This is a genomic window from Bosea vestrisii, from assembly GCF_030144325.1.
GTDB classification, from domain to species: domain Bacteria; phylum Pseudomonadota; class Alphaproteobacteria; order Rhizobiales; family Beijerinckiaceae; genus Allobosea; species Allobosea vestrisii_A.
Genome location: NZ_CP126307.1, coordinates 2,599,439 through 2,617,186, shown reverse-complemented (window position 1 = coordinate 2,617,186; position 17,748 = coordinate 2,599,439). Strand labels below are relative to the sequence as shown.

Below are 17,748 nucleotides of genomic sequence, written 5' to 3'. Positions count from 1 at the left end.
TTCCGCTCTCCCGGATGCGGGATGGGAAAGCCCCTTGGAGAGAAGCCTCTTCCGTTACGTCTGGCAGAAGAGCCGCCGGGAGCAGATCATCGTTCTGCTCGTGATCCTCGTCTCGATTCCGTTCAACTGGGCGTCGTTCGACGTCCCCAAGCGCATCGTCAACGACGCGATCCAGGGCGGCGCCTTCAAGGATGGCAAGACGACGGCGACGGTGTTCGACTGGGCGCTGCATCTGCCGGAATTCCTCGGCGGTGGCGGCTTCCAGATCTCCGAAGGCTTCAAGGTCGGCCAGCTCGGCCTGCTGCTGACGCTGAGCTTCTATTTTCTCGTGCTCGTCCTGATCAACGGCGGCTTCAAATACATCGTCAACCTGCAAAAGGGCGTGCTCGGCGAGCGCATGCTCAGGCGCATGCGCTATGACCTGTTCAGCCAGTTGATGCGCTTCCGCCCGGAGGATATCCGCTCGGTCAAGCCGGCCGAAGCCGCAAGCATGATCAAGGACGAGGTCGAGCCGATCGGCAGCTTCGTCGGCGACGCCTTCATCCAACCGGCCTTCCTGCTCAGCCAGGCGCTGACCGCGCTCGCCTTCATCATGATGCAGAGCGTCTGGCTCGGCTCGATCGCGCTGGTCATCGTGCTGATGCAGGCGGTGATCATCCCGATCCTGCGCAAGGAACAGCTCCGCCTCGGCCGCGAGCGCCAGATCGTCTCGCGCCAGCTCGCGGGGCGGATCGGCGAGATCGTCGATGCCGGACCGACCATTCAGGGAAATGGCGCAACCTCCTATATCCAGTCGGATATCGCCGGGCGGCTCGGCACGCTGTTCGACATCCGCTATGCGCTCTACAAGCGCAAATTCGCCGTCAAGTTCCTGAACAATCTGCTGGCGCAGGTCACGCCCTTCTTTTTCTATGCGATCGGCGGCTTCTTCGCCCTGCAGGGTCGGCTCGACATCGGCCAGCTGGTCGCGGTGATCGCGGCCTATCGCGACCTGCCTCCGCCGATCAAGGAGCTGATCGACTGGGAGCAGCAGCGCAACGACGTCACCATCAAATACGAGCAGGTGATCGCGCAGTTCAGCCCGACCGAGGTGGTGACGCTTGAGGAGAAGGGCGAGATCGCACCGCTACCGCCGCGTGGCGAGATCCGGCTCGACAAGGTCGAGATGTCAGACAATCGCGGCCAGCCGCTGCTCGCGCCGCTGAGCCTGACTCTGCGCCGACCGGGACAGGTTGCACTGATCGGGGGCGCCGGTGGTGGCCGCGACACGCTCGGTCGCATCCTCGGCCGGCAGACCATGAGCTATGCCGGCCGCGTCATGATCGACAAGGAGCCGCTCTCTGCGATCAGCGTCGAGCGCGCGAGCCACTTCATCGGCTATGCCGGCCCCGAGGTCGAGATCATCAACGGCTCCCTGCGCGACAACATCCTGCTGCCGCTGAAGCGTAGGCGCCCGGTGGTGAAGCCGGACGAGGTCGTCGATCAGGAGGAGCATCGCCGCTTCATCGAGGCATTGCGCGCGGGGAACACGCCGCTATCCTTCGCCGCGGACTGGAACGACTATGACGGCGCCGGCCTCGACGGAGAGGAGGCGCTCGAGCAGCGTCTCCTGTCGATACTCGACACGCTCGGCTGCGCCGACGAGATCTACGAGCTCGGTCTCGATGCGAAGGTGATCGCCCCGCTGCCGGAGGGCGCGGCTGAACGCATCATCGAGGCGCGCGAGGTGGTGGCGGCCGAACTGACCAAGACCAAACTCAGCGGCCTGATCGAGACCTTCGATCTCGAGCGCTACAACGCCAATGCGACGATCGCGGAGAATCTCGTTTTCGGCGCCATGCGCAATGGCCGCCAGCCGGCCGATTTCCTGCTCGATGACCCATACGCCCGCTCGGTACTGCAAGCCGAGGCGCTCGATGAGCCGCTGGCCGAGATCGGCGGGCGCATCGCCTCGACACTGGTCGAGATCTTCGCCGGCCTGCCGCAGGGCCATGTCCTGTTCGAGCGCTATGCCTTCGGCGGCGAGGTCGATCTGGAGAAGCTCGGCGAACTGGCCGAGGCCTTGCGTCGGCACGACAGGCGCAGCCCGCTCGACCCGACGGTGCAGCGCGAGCTGGTCGCGCTCGCGCTCGGCTATGTCGAGCCAAAGCACCGGCTCAACCTGCTCGACATCGCCCTGCGGCGGCGCGTGCTGCGCGCCCGGCACAGCTTCAAGACCTATCTGCCTGGCGAGAAGGCCGACGAGATCGAATTCTACGATCCGGCGGATGTCATCCATGGCGCCAGCGTGCGCGACAATCTGCTGTTCGGGCGCATCGGCTTCGGCGTTCCCAACGCCGGCCGCAAGGTGGCGGAGATCGCCCGGGCGGCACTGTCGCGCGCCGGGCTCGACTCGGCGGCCTATCGTCTGGGGCTCAATACCGATGTCGGCCTGCGCGGCCGGCTGCTGCCGCTGCGTTTGCGCTTGATGGTGCCGCTGGCCCAGGCGCTGATCAAACAGCCGGACATCCTGGTGCTCGATCTCGATGCCTTCGCCATCACCTGCGCTGATCCTCGCGGCCTGATCCGCCGGATCGGCAGCTATTGCGAAGATAAGACAGTGTTCCTGCTCTTGACCGACCAGGGGTTGGCTGCCGATATCCCTGAGAAGATCGTATTTAACGGAGCTGTGGCCCGGGTGAGTAATAAGGGCGGAGCCGTCGACGAGGCGGACGAACTGCAGGACGAGATGCTGCCCCCCAATAGGGCGGTTCCGATCGAGGCAAGGACATGACACTCGAGAGCGATATCGGCTGCCTGAAATCGATCCCCCTGTTCCGCGGGTTGCCGGGGCCGCGGCTGAAGCTGCTCGCCCTGATGGGCGAACGGCTCTATTTTCCGGCTGGAACGGTGATCACCGAGGAAGGCGCAAAGCCCGAGGAGGTCTACTGCATCCTGGAAGGGGAGGTCGAACTCTCGCACGACTTCTCCGACGGACGGCAGAAGAGCTTTCGGCTCGCGACCGGCAGCATCATCGGCGACGTGCCGCTGCTCTGCAATCAGACCAATGCCGCCCGCGCCGCCGCCAAGACCGACGTGGTCGCGCTGCGGCTGCCGCGGGCGCTGTTCTTCGAGCTGCTCGACAACATTCCGGAATTCTCCGTGGCTCTGTCGCGCGATCTTGCCGGGCGGCTCTATCGCCTGGCGGATTCCGTCCTGCACGGCGAGAAGACACATTGAAGCGCCGGGTGCGCCGATGACAGCGGTTCCGAGCACACCAGCGGGGGGCAGGCCCGTCAGTTCCGGTTTCGACCAGATGTCGTCCTTGAGCCGCGACGTCCGCTTCGCCTCCGGCTGCATTCTGATGGTCTTCGCGACCACGCATTTCCTCAATCACGCGCTCGGCATCTTCGGCGTCGTGACGATGGAGGCGGTGCAGGACTGGCGCTACTGGTTCTGGCACAGCTGGATCGGCACGGTTCTGCTTTACGGAGCGCTCGTCGTCCATCCCGTCTTCGCCCTGCTGCGGGTGGCACAGCGGCGCACCTTTCGCATGCCGGCGCGCGAGGTGATCCAGATCGTGCTCGGCGTCGCGATCCCGATCTTCCTGATCGACCATATCGTCGGCACCCGGGTGCAGGGCTCATTGTTCGGCCAGGACGAGAGCTACCATGCCGTCCTGCGCCGACTCTGGCCTGGTCTTGCTCTGTCACAGAGCCTGCTGCTGCTGCTGGTCTGGACGCATGGCGTGATCGGCCTGCATTTCACCTTCCGGGCGCGTGATGCCTATGTGCGCTGGCGCGATCCATTCCTGCTAGTGGCGATTCTGGTGCCGCTGCTGGCCATCATCGGCTTCTCGGTGGCCGGGCGGGAGGCGCAGATGATGGCGCTGCCGCCGGAACTCTACACAGCCCGTCAGGTCGACGCCTTCAACCTGCATGTGACCTGGGCCAAGCGCGGCTTCTTCGGCCTGATCGGGGCGTTCGCGGGCTTCGTCGTGCTGCGCGAGCTTCGGGCGCGGGCGCTCGGCGCCATCGCGGTACGGTTCGTCGGGCATGGCGTGCGCCGCGTCATTCCCGGCCCGACGCTGCTCGAGATCTTCCGCCGCTTCGGCATTCCGCATGCCGCGCTCTGCGGCGGGCGGGCGCGCTGCGCCACCTGCCGCGTGCTGGTGCTCGACGGTGCCGATGATCTGCCGCCGCCCGGCCCGAACGAGGCGCGGCTCCTGCGCCGGATTTCGGCCGGCGATCATGTCCGACTGGCCTGCCAGATCCGCCCGAAGCGCGACCTCCAGGTCCAGATCCTGCTCGCCGCCAAGCAGCGCGGCGCTGGCCCGTCAGGCACCATCGACCCGGATGACCGCATCGGCAAGAAGGGGCTGACGGTGATGGTCGCCGATCTCAGAGCCTTCACTGCGCTCTCCGAGCGGCAGTTGCCGCATGAGCTGATGAGCCTGCTCAACCGCTTCTATGACGAGATGTCCCAGGCGATCGCGGCGCATGGCGGGCGGATCGAGGCGATCTATGGCGATGGGCTGATGGCCGTGTTCGGGCTGGAGGCAACGCCGGCGCGCGCGGGAGCGGCTGCGATCGCGGCTGCGGGCGACATGGTGCGGGCGGTCGAAGCCCTCAACCGGGAGTACTCGAATTCACTGCCACTGCCCCTGCGCATCGGCATCGGCATCCATGGCGGCCAGGCGATCGTCGGCGCGGTCGAGAACGAGAGCATGGGGCGGCGCGAGATCACGGTTGGCGAGACGGTGATGATCGCCAGCCAGCTCGAGGCGGCGACGCGGCGCCTTTTGTCCGACATCGTCGTCTCTGCCGAAACGGTGAGCGCGACGGGCCGCAGCTATCGCGACACCGTCCCGCACAAGATCGCGGTCAAGGGGCGCGACAAGCCGATGCAGGTCTACGGCTTCGGCAGCACGCCGCCGGGCGAGGCCAGGTCGAACGAGGAGTTGAGCGCCCAACCTAAGCCGGAGAAGGCTGAGGGTGGCACGCCAGCGGCGAAGGGCAAGGCTCCGACCGCCGCCGATGGTGACGGCACCAGCTAGTCGAGGCGCCGGGAGTCGGTGCTGGCAATTGCCGGTGCGCCTGCCTATGGTCCGGCCGCTTCAAATCCGCCGCTACGATCCAGAGCTTCGATGACCGACGAGATTTCCCGCGAGGCGCTGCACGACATCCTGCGCGGGGTCGCGGCGCTGACCGGCGATGCGATCGTCGCCGATCTCGCCCGGCTGGTCGGCAAGGGCGTGCGCGCCGACATCTCGATCGCCTTCAACCCGAAGCAGATCGCCTCGAAGCGTTGGCTGGTCGAGACGTTGGCGCAGGTCATACCGAAGCCAAGCGGGCCGGTTTGGGTGCTTGGCGCCTGGCATGGTGTGCTCGGCGCCATGCTGCTGGCCGATGACCGGCTGACTGTTCCACAGCTGGTCAGCCTCGACATCGATCCCGAGTGCGCGTCGATCGCCGAGATGTTGAACCATCGCCATGTCGCAACCGGCCGCTTTCGGGCTGCGACGGCCGACATGATGAGCCTCGACTTCGATCGGATCGAAGGTGGACGACCGGGGCTGGTGATCAACACCAGCTGCGAGCATCTGCCTGATGTGCCGGGCTGGATCGCCAGCCTTCCCGCGGGGTTGCCGCTGCTGCTGCAATCGAACGACTATTTTCGCGAGCCCGACCACCGCAGCTGCGTGCCCTCGCTCGACGCCTTCAAGGCGCAGGCCGGACTGTCGGAGCTGTGGTTCGCCGGCACGCTGCCGACCAAGAACTACACCCGCTTCATGCTGATCGGCCGCAGATGAGCAGCAAGGAGCCCGCCGGCCCGGCGGTCGCGATCGCGATGAAGGGCTATCCGCGCCTGTCGGAGACCTTCATCGCGCAGGAACTGCTCGGCCTCCAGCAGCTCGGCCTCTCTTTCGCGATCTGGTCGCTGCGCCATCCGACTGATGGCGCGCGGCATCTGATGCATCGCGAGATCACGGCCCCGCTGCACTATCTGCCGGAGTATCTGCACGATGACTGGCCGCGCGTCCTGCGCGGTATCGCACGCGCCTTCGGGCGCCCGAGCATCCTCCGCCTGCTCGGCATCTTCCTGCACGACCTCGCCCGCGACCGCACGCGCAACCGGCTGCGCCGCTTCGGTCAGGCCTGCGTGATGGCTCGTGAGCTGCCGGCGGGAACCCGCCATCTCCATGTCCATTACCTGCACACGCCGGCTTCGGTGATCCGCTATGCGGCGCTGAGCCGGGGCCTGACTTGGTCGTTCTCCGCCCATGCCAAGGACATCTGGACGACACCCGATTGGGAGAAGCGCGAGAAGATCGCGGATGCGCGCTGGGGCGTGACCTGCACCCGCGATGGCCATGCTGAGCTCGAACGCCTCGCCGAGCGATCGGACAAGGTCGCGCTGCTCTATCACGGGCTCGATCTCTCGCGCTTCCCGCCGCCGTCCGAAGCCCGCCCATCGCGCGATGGTTCCGATCCGGTCGATCCGGTGCGGTTCATCACGATCGGGCGGGCGGTGGCGAAGAAGGGATTTGACGACCTGCTCGCGGCGCTTGCGACCTTGCCGGGGAATCTGAACTGGCGACTCGTCCATATCGGCGGCGGCGAGATGCTTGCCGCGTTGAAGGCGCAGGCCGAGAGGCTGGGCCTTGCCGCGCGGATCGAATGGCGTGGTGCGCAGGCTCAGGATGCAGTGATCGCGGCGCTGCGCGAGGCCGATCTCTTCGTGCTGCCGTCGAAGCAGGCGGAGAACGGCGACCGCGACGGCCTGCCCAATGTGGTGATGGAGGCGGCGAGCCAGGCCCTGCCCATCGTCGCGACCGATTTCGCCGGCATCCCGGAGTTCGTGCAGCATGGGCGCGAGGGACTGCTGCTGCGGCCCGGCGATGTCTCGGCCTTGGCCAAGGCGCTGGAGGGGCTAAGCCGCGATCCGCAATGGCGGGCGCAGCTGGGCGTAGCCGCCTTCACGCGACTCAGCGCCGAATTTTCGGCGCAGGCCGGCTTAGAGCGGGTCTATCGCGCGCTGGCGGGTGCAGTCGCAGGCAAGGACGGTGGCGCGCCATGAGCGCGCGCATCCTGATCGCGGTCACGCATCTGCTCGGCATCGGCCATCTGGTGCGAGCACGACAGCTGGCGCGGGCGCTGGCCGGGGCGGGATATGAGGTCACGCTCGCCAGCGGCGGCATGCCGGACGGCAAGGCTGCGGCGGGCTATCGCTTCGTGCAGCTGCCGCCGGTGCGTACCGAAGGAACGGATTTCCGCAACCTGCTCGACGAGCACGGCCACACTGCGACGCCGGAGCGGCTTGCTGCGCGCCGCGAGAAACTTGCAGCTCTGGCGCAGGAGTTATCGCCCGATATCGTCATCACCGAGCACTTTCCCTTCGGCCGACGCCAGCTCGCGGGCGAGTTCCTAGGACTGATCGAGGCGGCGAGGGGGGCCAATCCACGCGCGCTCATCCTGTCGTCGATTCGTGACGTGCTGGTCGCACCGCAACGGCCGGAGCGGCTCGCCGAGGCAGCCGAGCGGGTCTCTACGCTATTCGATGCGGTGCTGGTGCATGGCGACCCGCGCGTTCTGCCGCTAGAGGCGTCGTGGCCGGTGACCTCGGAGATCGCCGGCAAGCTGGTTTATACGGGCTATCTGGCGGAGCCGCCCGCCTTGCCGGTTGGGGCAGCGGGTTCGCCGGGTACGATCCTCGTCTCCGGCGGGGGCTCGGCGGCGGCCTTGCCGCTGTTCGAGATGGCGCTGGCGGCGGCGCAACTCCTGCTGCAGCATCCCTTCCACCTCCTGATTGGTCAGGGCGTCGCCGAGGGCGATTTCGACGGGCTGCGACAATTGGCTCCGTCCAATGCCGCAGTCGAGCGGGCGCGGCCGGATTTTGCGGCACTGCTCGCCACTTGCGCACTTTCCATCAGCCAGGCCGGCTACAACACGGCGCTCGATCTGCTGCAGACCGGGCGTCCGGCGCTGCTCGTCCCTTTCGATGCCGGCAACGAGACTGAGCAGGGACTGCGTGCCACGGCACTGGAGCGCGCCGGCTTGGCGCGTATCGTACGCCTTGCGGAGGGGCCACAGGCCTTGGCCACAGCAATCGAGGCGATGCTGGTGCAGGATTCCCCACCGGCTGCCAGGGTCGATCTCGACGGCGCGGCGGGCACCGTCGCAGCGATCGCAAGACTGCTCGCAAGCCGCCCCTAAGCCGTGCGCGAATGCATGCCGGCGAAGGGTCGGCATGCCTCTTGCGAATTGCCGCTCCGCCGCTTTCGATCTAAGGAAGTTCCACACGCCTCCCTTTCGGTCGGCTCCAGGACACCGGATCTTCTGCCGGCCCCTGTCCTGCGCCCGGAGAAGAACGATGACAACGACGACTGCCTCCGCCCCCGGAATGCCGGACATGAAGTTGTCCGTGCGTCAGGTCTTCGGGATCGACAGCGATCTGGAGGTGCCGGCCTATTCCAAGCCCGAGGCGCACGTACCCGACTTCGATTCGGATTACCGTTTCGATCGCGACACCACGATCGCGATCCTCGCCGGCTTCGCCCATAACCGCCGCGTGATGATCTCGGGCTATCACGGCACCGGCAAGTCGACCCATATCGAGCAGGTCGCGGCCCGGCTGAACTGGCCTTGCGTCCGCGTCAACCTCGACAGCCATGTCTCGCGCCTCGACCTCGTCGGCAAGGACGCGATCGTGCTGAAGGAAGGCAAGCAGATCACCGAGTTCCAGGACGGCATTCTGCCCTGGGCGCTGCAGAACAACATCGCGCTCGTCTTCGACGAGTACGATGCCGGCCGCCCGGACGTGATGTTCGTGATCCAGCGCGTGCTGGAGCAGTCCGGCAAGCTGACGCTGCTCGACCAGAAGCGCGTCATCCGCCCCCACCCCGCCTTCCGGCTCTTCGCCACCGCCAACACGGTCGGCCTCGGCGACACCTCTGGCCTCTATCACGGCACCCAGCAGATCAACCAGGGCCAGATGGACCGCTGGTCGATCGTCACCACGCTGAACTACCTGCCGCATGACAACGAGGTCGCGATCGTGCTCGCCAAGTCGAAGCACTATCAGACCTCGCCGGAAGGCAAGGACATCGTCAACAAGATGGTCCGCGTCGCCGACCTGACCCGCAACGCCTTCATGAACGGCGATCTCTCGACCGTGATGAGCCCGCGGACGGTGATTACATGGGCGGAGAACGCGGCGATCTTCGGCGATATCGGCTTCGCCTTCCGCGTCACCTTCCTCAACAAGTGCGACGAGATGGAGCGCGCGCTGGTGGCGGAGTTCTTCCAGCGCTCCTTCGGCAAGGAGCTGCCGGAGAGCGCGGTCAACGTCGTTCTGAGCTGAAGCACGTTCCGCAAGAGTGGGAACCACTTTTGCGATTGGAACGCGCTCAACGAGCAGGAGGCCGAGCATGGCCCGGTACGAAGGAAGCTGTCACTGCGGGCGGGTCGCCTATGAGGTCGAGGCGGACCTTGCCAAGACGATCACCTGCAACTGCTCCTATTGCCAGCGCCGTGGCTCGGTGCTGGCCTTCGCCCCAGCGACGAACTTCACGCTGACCAAGGGCGAGGATGCGCTGACCGAGTACCGCTTCAACTCCCAGAAGATCCAGCATCTGTTCTGTGAGACCTGCGGCATCGAATCCTTCGCGCGCGCCAATGCGCCGGACGGCACGCCGACCATCGCGATCAACGTGCGTTGCCTTGCCGGCGTCGAGCCGACCGAGCTGGCGTCGATCCAGTATGACGGACGGGCGCGCTGAAGGAGCACGCCGGTGAGCAGCGCCGCCGATAGCAAGCAGGCCACGATCCAGCGTGAGGCGGATTTTGCCGCGGCGCGAGAAATCGTTGTGCGCGGCCTCTCCGCCCATAACGAGGCCAGGGTCGGGCCGCGCAATGCGCAGCCGCTGGCACTCAGCCTGCGCGATGAGGCCGGCACCATGGTTGGCGGCCTCGTCGGCGAGCTCAAATGGCAGTGGCTCTATGTCGATCTGTTCTGGATCGACGAGGGCCATCGCGGCGCCGGCCATGGCGAGGCGCTGCTCGCCATGGCCGAGCAGGCGGCGCGCGACTACGGCGCACGCGGCGTCTATCTCGGCACGATGAGCATTCAGGCGCCGGACTTCTATCCCCGCATGGGCTATCGCGAATGCGGCCGCATGGACGATTATCCGGTCGCCGGCCAGACCTTCCATCACTTCATGAAGGCGCTATGAGCATCTCCAACCGCAAGCCCGGGACCCCGAAGGAAGCGCCGGCCGAGCCGCTGAAGCGCGCGGTTTCCGGCGCGATGAAGGCGATCGCGCGCAAGCCGGAGATGGAGATCGTCTTCGCGGCCGACAAACCTTCGCTGGTCGGCGAGCGCGCCCGCCTGCCGGAGCCGCCGCGCAAGCTCACCGTGAACGATGTCGCGATCCTGCGCGGCCACGCCGATTCGATGGCGCTGCGCCTCGCCTGTCACGATTCCGCGGTCCATCGCCGCGCCGCGCCCGAGGGTGATGCGGCCCGCGCCGTCTTCGACGCGGTCGAGCAGGCCAGGGTCGAGAGCGTCGGCTCGCGCCGGATGAGCGGTGTTTCCAGCAATATCTCGGCGATGCTGGAGGACCGCTATCATCGCGGCGGCCGCTATGAGGAGATCACCGATCGCGCCGATGCGCCGCTCGAGGACGCGCTGGCGTTGATGGTGCGCGAGCGCCTGACCGGCTTGAAGCCGCCCAAGGCTGCCGAGAAGCTCGTCGAGCTCTGGCGCGAGCAGATCGAGGCCAAGGCCGGCGGCGATCTCGACCGGCTGGCCAAGACGATCGAGGACCAGCGCGGTTTCGCCCGCACCGTGCGCGACATGCTGGCCTCGCTCGACATGGCCGAGCAATCGAGCCAAGGCGACGAGTCCGACGAGGACGAAGACGATCAGGACCAGTCCTCCGAGGAACAGCAGCAGGAAGAGGGCGAGGCCGAGCAGCAGAGCCAGGGCGAACGCTCCGAGACCGAGACCAGCGAGGACGCTGCCGAGGAATTGCAGGAGGGCGCTTCCGAGGCTGCCGACGCGCCGGCCGGCGACTGGGACGAGGAAGACGAGAACTCCGAGGCCGAGGAGGCCGGCGAGGCGCCGCGTCCACGCGACGGCAGGGCCAACGACCGGCCTCAGACCGACTACAAGGCCTATACCCAGAAATTCGACGAGATCGTCACGGCCGAGGAGCTCTGCGACGCCGAGGAGCTGACGCGCCTGCGCGCCTATCTCGACAAGCAGCTGGCGCATCTGCAGGGCGTCGTCGCGCGGCTGGCGAACCGGCTGCAGCGCCGCCTGATGGCGCAGCAGAACCGCTCCTGGCAGTTCGACCTGGAGGAGGGCGCGCTCGACCCCTCGCGGCTGCCGCGCATCATCATTGACCCGTTCCAGCCGCTCTCCTTCCGGCAGGAATCGGACACGAATTTCCGCGACACCGTGGTGACGCTGCTGATCGACAATTCCGGCTCGATGCGCGGCCGGCCGATCACGGTGGCGGCAACCTGCGCCGACATCCTGGCGCGCACGCTGGAGCGCTGCGGCGTCAAGGTCGAGCTGCTCGGCTTCACGACGCGCGCCTGGAAGGGCGGGCTGTCGCGCGAGAGTTGGCTGCAATCGGGCAAGCCGGCCAATCCGGGTCGCCTCAACGATCTCCGGCACATCATCTACAAGGCGGCCGATGCCCCGTGGCGTCGGGCGCGCAAGAATCTCGGGCTGATGATGCGCGAGGGGCTGCTCAAGGAGAACATCGACGGCGAAGCGCTCGACTGGGCGCATAAGCGCCTGCTCGGCCGGCCGGAGCAGCGCAAGATCCTGATGGTGATCTCGGATGGCGCGCCGGTCGACGATTCGACGCTCTCGGTCAATGCCGGCAGCTATCTCGAGCGGCATCTGCGCCACATCATCGCCGAGATCGAGACGCGCTCGCCGGTCGAATTGATCGCGATCGGCATCGGCCACGACGTCACCCGCTATTATCGACGGGCGGTCACCATCGTTGACGCCGAAGAGCTCGGTGGCGTGATGACCGAGAAGCTGGCGGAATTGTTCGAGGAGGATGCCGCCGCCGGATCGGGCTCGCGAGGCTCGCGCCGCCTGCAATGAACCTTTTCCAGTGAGCGAGGGAGCCGCGACAGGCTCTCTCCCCCGGAACGGGGGAGAGATGGAGAGGGGGCCGGTTCGCTCGGCCTTTGATCGTTTTCGTTCCGGTCGCCCCCTCCCAACCCTCCCCCGTCCCGGGAGAGGGCTCCCGCGCTTTTCCGACCAAGCCTACGCATGACCCCTCCCCTTGCTACGCGCCGCAGCGTCATCGCCGGCCTCGGCGCGGCGGCTCTCAGCTTGCCTGCGCTGGCGCAGAGCCTTGAGCCGGCGCGCGTCCCGGTCAGCGTCTCCGCACGGCCGATCGCGAGCTTCGAGCCCGGCAATGCCGCGAAGACCCGCTTCGGCCAGCTGATCTTCCGCGGCGGACTGCAGCTTTCGGGCAGTCATCCCCGCTTCGGCGGCTTCTCGGGGCTGTGGCGTTCGCCCGATGGAGCGCGGCTCGTCGCCATCACCGATAACGGCTTCTGGCTGACGGCCAGGCTCGCACGCAGCGCTGGCAAGCTTAGCGGGCTGGAGGAGGCCGAGCTCGCGCCGATCCTCGGCGCGTCCGGCAAGCCACTGCACCGCTCGCGCTATTACGACACCGAATCGCTCGCCGTCCAGGGCGGGACCGCCTTCATCGGCGTCGAGCGCGCCCATGACATCCTGCGCTTCGACTTCGCCCGCCATGGCGTCGAGGCGCGGGCACAGCTCGTGCCGACGCCGCTGACGCTGAAGCGCCTGCCGGGCAATCGCGGGCTGGAGGCGCTCGGCGTGTTGCCGGCCGGCCATGCGCTGGCCGGGGCGCTGATCGCGATCTCGGAGCGCTCCGGCCGCGAGGACGAGCCGACGGCGGGCTTCATCATCGGCGGCCGCCAGCCGGGGACGCTACAGGTGATCCGCCACGACGGCTATGACATCACCGATCTCGCCTTCCTGCCGGGCGGCGACATGCTGCTGCTGGAGCGCTGGTACAAGCCGCTGCGCGGCGTCGGCATGCGCATTCGCCGCATTACTGGCGACGCGATCCGGCCCGGAGCAAGGCTGGATGGGCCGATCGTGATCGAGGCCGATCTCGGCCAGGAGATCGACAATATGGAGGGGATGGCGGTCCATCAGGAAAATGGGCGGACGATCGTCACCCTGATCTCGGACAATAATTTCTCGACCTTCCTGCAGCGCACGGTGCTGCTGGAGTTCGAGCTGGCGCAATAAACGAAAAAAGCGGCCTTGCGGCCGCTTCGTTCAATCCCGAGGGGAAAGCCCGCTCAGTTGGCGGCGAGCTTCTTCTCGATGTCACGCTTCAGGATCAGTGCGCCCGGCGAGAGCTCACCGGCCGGAGCCTTGACGAGGAAGGCGTCGAGGCCGCCGCGGTGATCGACGGTACGCAGCGCGTTCGCCGAGACGCGCAGGCGCACGGAGCGGCCGAGCGCATCCGACTGCAGCGTGACGTTGACCAGGTTCGGCCGGAAGACCGTCTTGGTCTTGCGGTTCGAGTGGCTGACGAGGTGGCCGGTCTGGGTGGCTTTCCCGGTCAGTTCGCAACGGCGGGCCATGATCGTGTTCCCAAAATCTCCGAATGCTCAACGCGAAATGCCGACACGCGACGTGCCGGCAGGCAAGCACCGGAAGTCAAATTGAAGTGGCGGGTCTATAGCCGCCGGCTAGCGGCCCGTCAAGGCGAGAGCGCAGATTGCCGCCGGAAACATCTCGGTAACCATTATCCCGCCAAGCTGGCGCAAAGCCAGTCACGATTCGGACCGAATCCCAGTGCATGCGACGAGCATCAGTCGCGCCCGGAGCCTCCCGATGAAGCTCTCTCCGCCGTTCGCCAGCAGCGCCTGCCTCGCAGCGCTGATGCTCGCCTTGTCGGTGCCGGCTGCGCGGGCAGCCTCGCTCGACGCGATCTATGACGTCACGCTGCTCGGCCTGTCGCTCGGCAAGGCCAATCTGTCCGGTGGTATCGACGGCGCCAGCTATAAGCTCGACGTCAATGCCAAGCTGACCGGGCTCGTCGGCAGCTTCACGGGCGGGCGCGGCTCGGGCGCCGCGACCGGCAATCTCAACGGCAGCAGGCTCTCGCCGGCGACCTTCGCCGTCTCCTCGGCCAATTCCAGCGAAAGCCGCACCGTGCGCATGGCGCTCGACCGCAACGCCGTGCAGGCGCTGGCGATCGAGCCGCCGATCGACGCCAAGCCCGATCGCGTCCCGCTCAAGGACGAGCACCAGCGCAACATCATGGACCCGCTCAGCGCCTTCCTGATGCCGGTCGAGGTCTCGGGCCGTGGCAGTGGCGCGGCCGCCTGCAACCGCACGCTGGCGATCTTCGACGGCGCGGCGCGTTACGACATCAAGCTGAGCTACTCCGGCACCCGTGAGATCAAGATCGATGGCTATAGCGGCCCGGTCTCGGTCTGCCAGGCGCGCTATGTGCCGATTGCCGGCCACCGCTCCTTGCGGCCCTCGACCAAGTTCATGGCCGAGAACAAGGAAATCTCGACCTGGCTCGCGCCCGTCGCCGGCACCAACATGATGCTGCCGGTACGCATCTCGGTGAAGACGATGATCGGCACTGCGGTGATCGAGGCCTCGAGCTTCAAGGTCGATCCGGGCGTCACGGCGACGGCGACGCGGAACTGAGGTCAGGCGCCGGCAGCGAGTTCGAGCGGGAAGGGCGTGGGTTCGTAGATCGCTTCCAGGCCGAAGCGGCGGACGCGATCCTCTTCCCAGCGATGAAGAAGGCGGATGACAGCCTCGCGGTCATCCGCCCGCATCAACGGCACGAGTTCGTCCGCGACATGCTCGAATTGGGGCCGGCGCCACGACATGCGGGACCGATCCCAGTGCTTGATATGCTCGAAACGACGCAAGGCGCGATCGAATCGGCCATAGGCTGCCGCGAAGTGGATCCTATGGATGACCCACTCCATGGCCGCGTTGAACTCGCTCGAACCTTGTCTGAACCGAAGCATGTCCTCGATCGTGTTGACGCTGCGCAGCTTCGGCAGGATTTGCGTCTCGCAGGCCTCGAAAAAGGCAGCGGGCATGCCGGGCTCGGACCACCGGTGCGGCGCGCCGCGCGGCAGGAAGATACGATCGAGAGTGATACCCTGACGATGCGCCGTAGGGCTGAAGAAATGACCTATCGAGCATAGGAATTGTGGGCTGTCGGCCTCGATGCCGCGGTCGATCGAGATCGACCGCAGCACATGCCGGAGCGGCTTGATGACGACGAAGCGTTCGGATTGGGCAAGGTCCGGATTGCGCGCTGCCAATTCGCCCAGCAGCCGATTGATCTGCTTCTTTGTCGTCATCTGCGGGGCCTGACTTCGAGCAGGATGACGCGGCGGACCTTGCTCATGCCGAGATAGGCCGCGGTCGCGAGGATATCGGAGCGGGGGACAGAAAGCCCTCGCCGGCCGGCTTTGAGATCATACACGCAAAGCGTTCCGTCTTCGGGGCGGTACTCGTAGGCATCGGTGCGTACAGAGCGAGGGTAGCCAGCAGCGCGTTCCTCGCTGCTGGTTGGCTCGGCGGCTTCCTTTAAAAACGATCGCTCAGCTCGAAAGTTTATGTCGTTGAGATCGTTAACGAAATTCTTGAAGCGAACGTGAACGTCGGTGCCATAGGTCGCCATGGATGAAAACTGCCTCGGATCACCAGCTGCATCGGCGGCGCGATCCGTTAGTTCCTGGACCTTGCCGAGCATATGGCAAGCATTCTTTGCTTCCTCTGTCGTCAAATTCCCAACGAAGGCGAGGTCCATCTGCCCAGGCTTGCTCGACTGATAGTCGCGCGGCACGAAGCCCATGACGGTTCGCGGGCCGTCGATGTCGTCGCCGGGTGAAAGCCAGCCGAATAGGACGGCACCCGCGACGGCCACACCTGCTGGATTGGGTGGCGCAAACGCCTGCTGAACCGTCGCCTCCCGCTCTGGCCCGCGCTCGGTCCAGGTCGAGCGCGACAGGACTTCGCCATCGGGGCCACCATCGCGGATCGTCTGGGTGCGTTCGGAAGTCTCGAAGGTGGTCTTGCCGCCCTCGGGCAGGGTTATGGTGTGGCGCTCCTCCCAGTTGCTCTGGCGCCCAGGCTCGGCGAACTCGGACTGGATGGTCGAGCCGTCGCGATTGACCACGGCGCGCTCGGCCAGCGAGCCATCGGGGCGGGTGGCGTCCTGATAGAAGGCCCAGCTCTCATCGCCGCTGGTATCGGCGACGACGTCACTGAAACTCAGCGCGGTCGACAGGGCGCTGCCGAGATCGCCCAGCCAGTCGGTTCCCGTCAGCGTCGGATTGCCGCCGCCTCCGCCGCTGGTCCATTGCCCACCACCGGCATCGCCGGCCGGCACGCGCGGCTGGTCAGGATTGTACTTGCGGGCGAGTTCGTGCCGGAGCAGCCGCGTCTGTGCCTTCAGCGAGACGAGCCTGCGGCGCAGAAGTACGATCTCGCGCCAGCGCGCGCTGTCACTGGCTGAATGATGCGGATGGTCCGGCATGACGTGCTCCCTGGTTTGGAGCGCGCTATTCTGAGGCCGCCGGAACCGCCGGGGATAAGATCGCCCGCTATCCCCGATCGCGCTTCAGCCGCCATCCGACCTGCACTGCATGGGGCCTCCGCCATCCGACGAATTGCGGGAGGTCTGGGTGAGGGGATAGCCTTTCCGGCGATTCGCCTCCGGAGCCGCCATGTCCAGCGATTTCGCCTTGCCGCCCGGCCTCAGGCATCGCCAGGTCGTCGTGCGCGACACCGTCTTGCATGTCGCCGAGGTCGGCGACGGGCCGGCGGTGCTGCTGCTGCATGGCTGGCCGGAATTCTGGATGAGCTGGCTGCCGCTGATGAACCGGCTGCATGGCGAATTCCGATTGATCGCGCCTGATCTGCGCGGCTTCGGCGACAGCGGGAAATCACCCACGCCGCGCAGCGATGTCGGCGCCAACGCCCATGCCGACGACATGGCGGCGTTGCTGGAAGCGATCGGTGCCGGCCCGGTCGGCGTCGTCGGCCACGATGTCGGCGCCTATGTCGCGCAAGGGCTGGCGCGGCGCCATCCGCAGCGGGTCGAGAAGCTGCTGTTCTTCAACTGCCCGACGCCGAGCGTCGGCTCGGCCTGGGTCCGCGACGGCCATGTCAACGAGATCTGGTACCAGTCCTTCCAGCAATTGCCGCTGGCGGAGCAGCTGATCGGTTCGAGCCGCGAGGCCTGCGCCCTCTATCTCGGGCATTTCCTGACGCATTGGTGCCATCGCAAGGATGCTTTCGCGCCGGTCTTCGACCTTTGGGTCGAGAACTTCATGAAACCCGGCAATCTGCGTGGGGGATTCGACTGGTACCGCAGCCAGAACGCGGCGCGGATCGCCGCGATCGACGGTCATCCGGCGCCGTCCGTGCCGATCCATCAGCGCACCCGGGTGCATTGGGGCCGGCACGATCCGATCCTGAAATCGGAGTGGACGACCTTCCTGTCGCACTATTTCGACGATGTGGAGGTGACCTTCTGCGAGGACGCTGGCCATTTCGTCCATGTCGAGGCGCCGGACGAGGCAGCGCAGGTCCTGAGCGAGGTCTTCGGGGACTGACCGGACGCCTGCCTGCGGCAATCGTCGTCTTGCCCCTCGTTCTGTCGCCAGAACGCCCTACATGAGCGAAAGCGGCCCTCGCGCGCGC

At 66.5% G+C, this 17,748-nt stretch carries 16 protein-coding genes; 13 read left to right on the top strand and 3 right to left on the bottom strand.

The window, feature by feature from the left end; genetic code table 11:
• The first annotated feature begins 34 nt into the window (after window positions 1-34).
• The 11 genes from QO058_RS12995 (at window position 35) to QO058_RS12945 (ending at window position 13,299) form a co-directional block, all read left to right on the top strand.
• The gene (locus tag QO058_RS12995; RefSeq protein ID WP_284172449.1) at window positions 35-2,773 is read left to right on the top strand and encodes an ABC transporter transmembrane domain-containing protein; all 2,739 of its coding nucleotides are present in this window, start codon (window positions 35-37) and stop codon (window positions 2,771-2,773) included.
• The gene (locus tag QO058_RS12990; protein WP_284172448.1) at window positions 2,770-3,219 is read left to right on the top strand and encodes a cyclic nucleotide-binding domain-containing protein; all 450 of its coding nucleotides are present in this window, start codon (window positions 2,770-2,772) and stop codon (window positions 3,217-3,219) included. Before QO058_RS12995 ends, QO058_RS12990 begins: the two co-directional genes overlap by 4 nt.
• Window positions 3,220-3,304: 85 nt before the next feature.
• Entirely contained in the window at window positions 3,305-5,035 is a 1,731-nt protein-coding gene (locus QO058_RS12985) for an adenylate/guanylate cyclase domain-containing protein (RefSeq protein WP_284172447.1), read from the top strand.
• Window positions 5,036-5,125: 90 nt separating this feature from the next.
• Window positions 5,126-5,791, top strand: coding sequence for a class I SAM-dependent methyltransferase (locus tag QO058_RS12980; protein ID WP_284172446.1), 666 nt, complete (start codon window positions 5,126-5,128; stop codon window positions 5,789-5,791).
• Entirely contained in the window at window positions 5,788-7,059 is a 1,272-nt protein-coding gene (locus QO058_RS12975; RefSeq protein ID WP_284172445.1) for a glycosyltransferase family 4 protein, read from the top strand. The genes QO058_RS12980 and QO058_RS12975 overlap by 4 nt, the downstream gene beginning before the upstream one ends.
• The gene (locus tag QO058_RS12970; protein ID WP_284172443.1) at window positions 7,056-8,195 is read left to right on the top strand and encodes a glycosyltransferase family protein; all 1,140 of its coding nucleotides are present in this window, start codon (window positions 7,056-7,058) and stop codon (window positions 8,193-8,195) included. The genes QO058_RS12975 and QO058_RS12970 overlap by 4 nt, the downstream gene beginning before the upstream one ends.
• Window positions 8,196-8,352: 157 nt before the next feature.
• Window positions 8,353-9,342 (top strand): cobaltochelatase subunit CobS, encoded by a 990-nt coding sequence (gene cobS / locus QO058_RS12965; RefSeq protein WP_284172442.1) that lies wholly within the window; start codon window positions 8,353-8,355, stop codon window positions 9,340-9,342.
• A 67-nt stretch (window positions 9,343-9,409) separates the two neighbouring features.
• Window positions 9,410-9,760 (top strand): GFA family protein, encoded by a 351-nt coding sequence (locus tag QO058_RS12960; RefSeq protein ID WP_284172441.1) that lies wholly within the window; start codon window positions 9,410-9,412, stop codon window positions 9,758-9,760.
• 12 nt (window positions 9,761-9,772) lie between these two features.
• The gene (locus QO058_RS12955; protein WP_284172440.1) at window positions 9,773-10,213 is read left to right on the top strand and encodes a GNAT family N-acetyltransferase; all 441 of its coding nucleotides are present in this window, start codon (window positions 9,773-9,775) and stop codon (window positions 10,211-10,213) included.
• Window positions 10,210-12,108 (top strand): cobaltochelatase subunit CobT, encoded by a 1,899-nt coding sequence (gene cobT, locus QO058_RS12950; RefSeq protein ID WP_284172439.1) that lies wholly within the window; start codon window positions 10,210-10,212, stop codon window positions 12,106-12,108. The genes QO058_RS12955 and cobT overlap by 4 nt, the downstream gene beginning before the upstream one ends.
• A 171-nt stretch (window positions 12,109-12,279) precedes the next feature.
• Window positions 12,280-13,299 (top strand): esterase-like activity of phytase family protein, encoded by a 1,020-nt coding sequence (locus tag QO058_RS12945; RefSeq protein ID WP_284172438.1) that lies wholly within the window; start codon window positions 12,280-12,282, stop codon window positions 13,297-13,299.
• Window positions 13,300-13,352: 53 nt separating this feature from the next.
• Here the strand turns inward: QO058_RS12945 and rpmB are convergent, their stop codons facing one another.
• Window positions 13,353-13,640 (bottom strand): 50S ribosomal protein L28, encoded by a 288-nt coding sequence (gene rpmB, locus QO058_RS12940; protein WP_284172437.1) that lies wholly within the window; start codon window positions 13,638-13,640, stop codon window positions 13,353-13,355.
• 253 nt (window positions 13,641-13,893) lie between these two features.
• Here rpmB and QO058_RS12935 point away from each other — a divergent pair, with 253 nt between their 5' ends.
• Complete coding sequence (locus QO058_RS12935) at window positions 13,894-14,724, top strand: DUF3108 domain-containing protein (protein ID WP_284172436.1); 831 nt, start codon at window positions 13,894-13,896, stop codon at window positions 14,722-14,724.
• Between the two features lie 2 nt (window positions 14,725-14,726).
• Here the strand turns inward: QO058_RS12935 and QO058_RS12930 are convergent, their stop codons facing one another.
• Both QO058_RS12930 and QO058_RS12925 read right to left on the bottom strand, forming a co-directional pair.
• Window positions 14,727-15,398, bottom strand: a complete 672-nt coding sequence (locus QO058_RS12930) for a hypothetical protein (protein WP_284172435.1) — start codon at window positions 15,396-15,398, stop codon at window positions 14,727-14,729.
• Complete coding sequence (locus tag QO058_RS12925) at window positions 15,395-16,579, bottom strand: hypothetical protein (protein ID WP_284172434.1); 1,185 nt, start codon at window positions 16,577-16,579, stop codon at window positions 15,395-15,397. The genes QO058_RS12930 and QO058_RS12925 overlap by 4 nt, the downstream gene beginning before the upstream one ends.
• A 190-nt stretch (window positions 16,580-16,769) precedes the next feature.
• Between QO058_RS12925 and QO058_RS12920 the strand changes: the two genes are divergently transcribed.
• Window positions 16,770-17,660: an alpha/beta fold hydrolase gene (locus QO058_RS12920; RefSeq protein ID WP_284172433.1), complete on the top strand. Its 891-nt coding sequence runs from the start codon at window positions 16,770-16,772 to the stop codon at window positions 17,658-17,660.
• Window positions 17,661-17,748 lie beyond the last annotated feature (88 nt).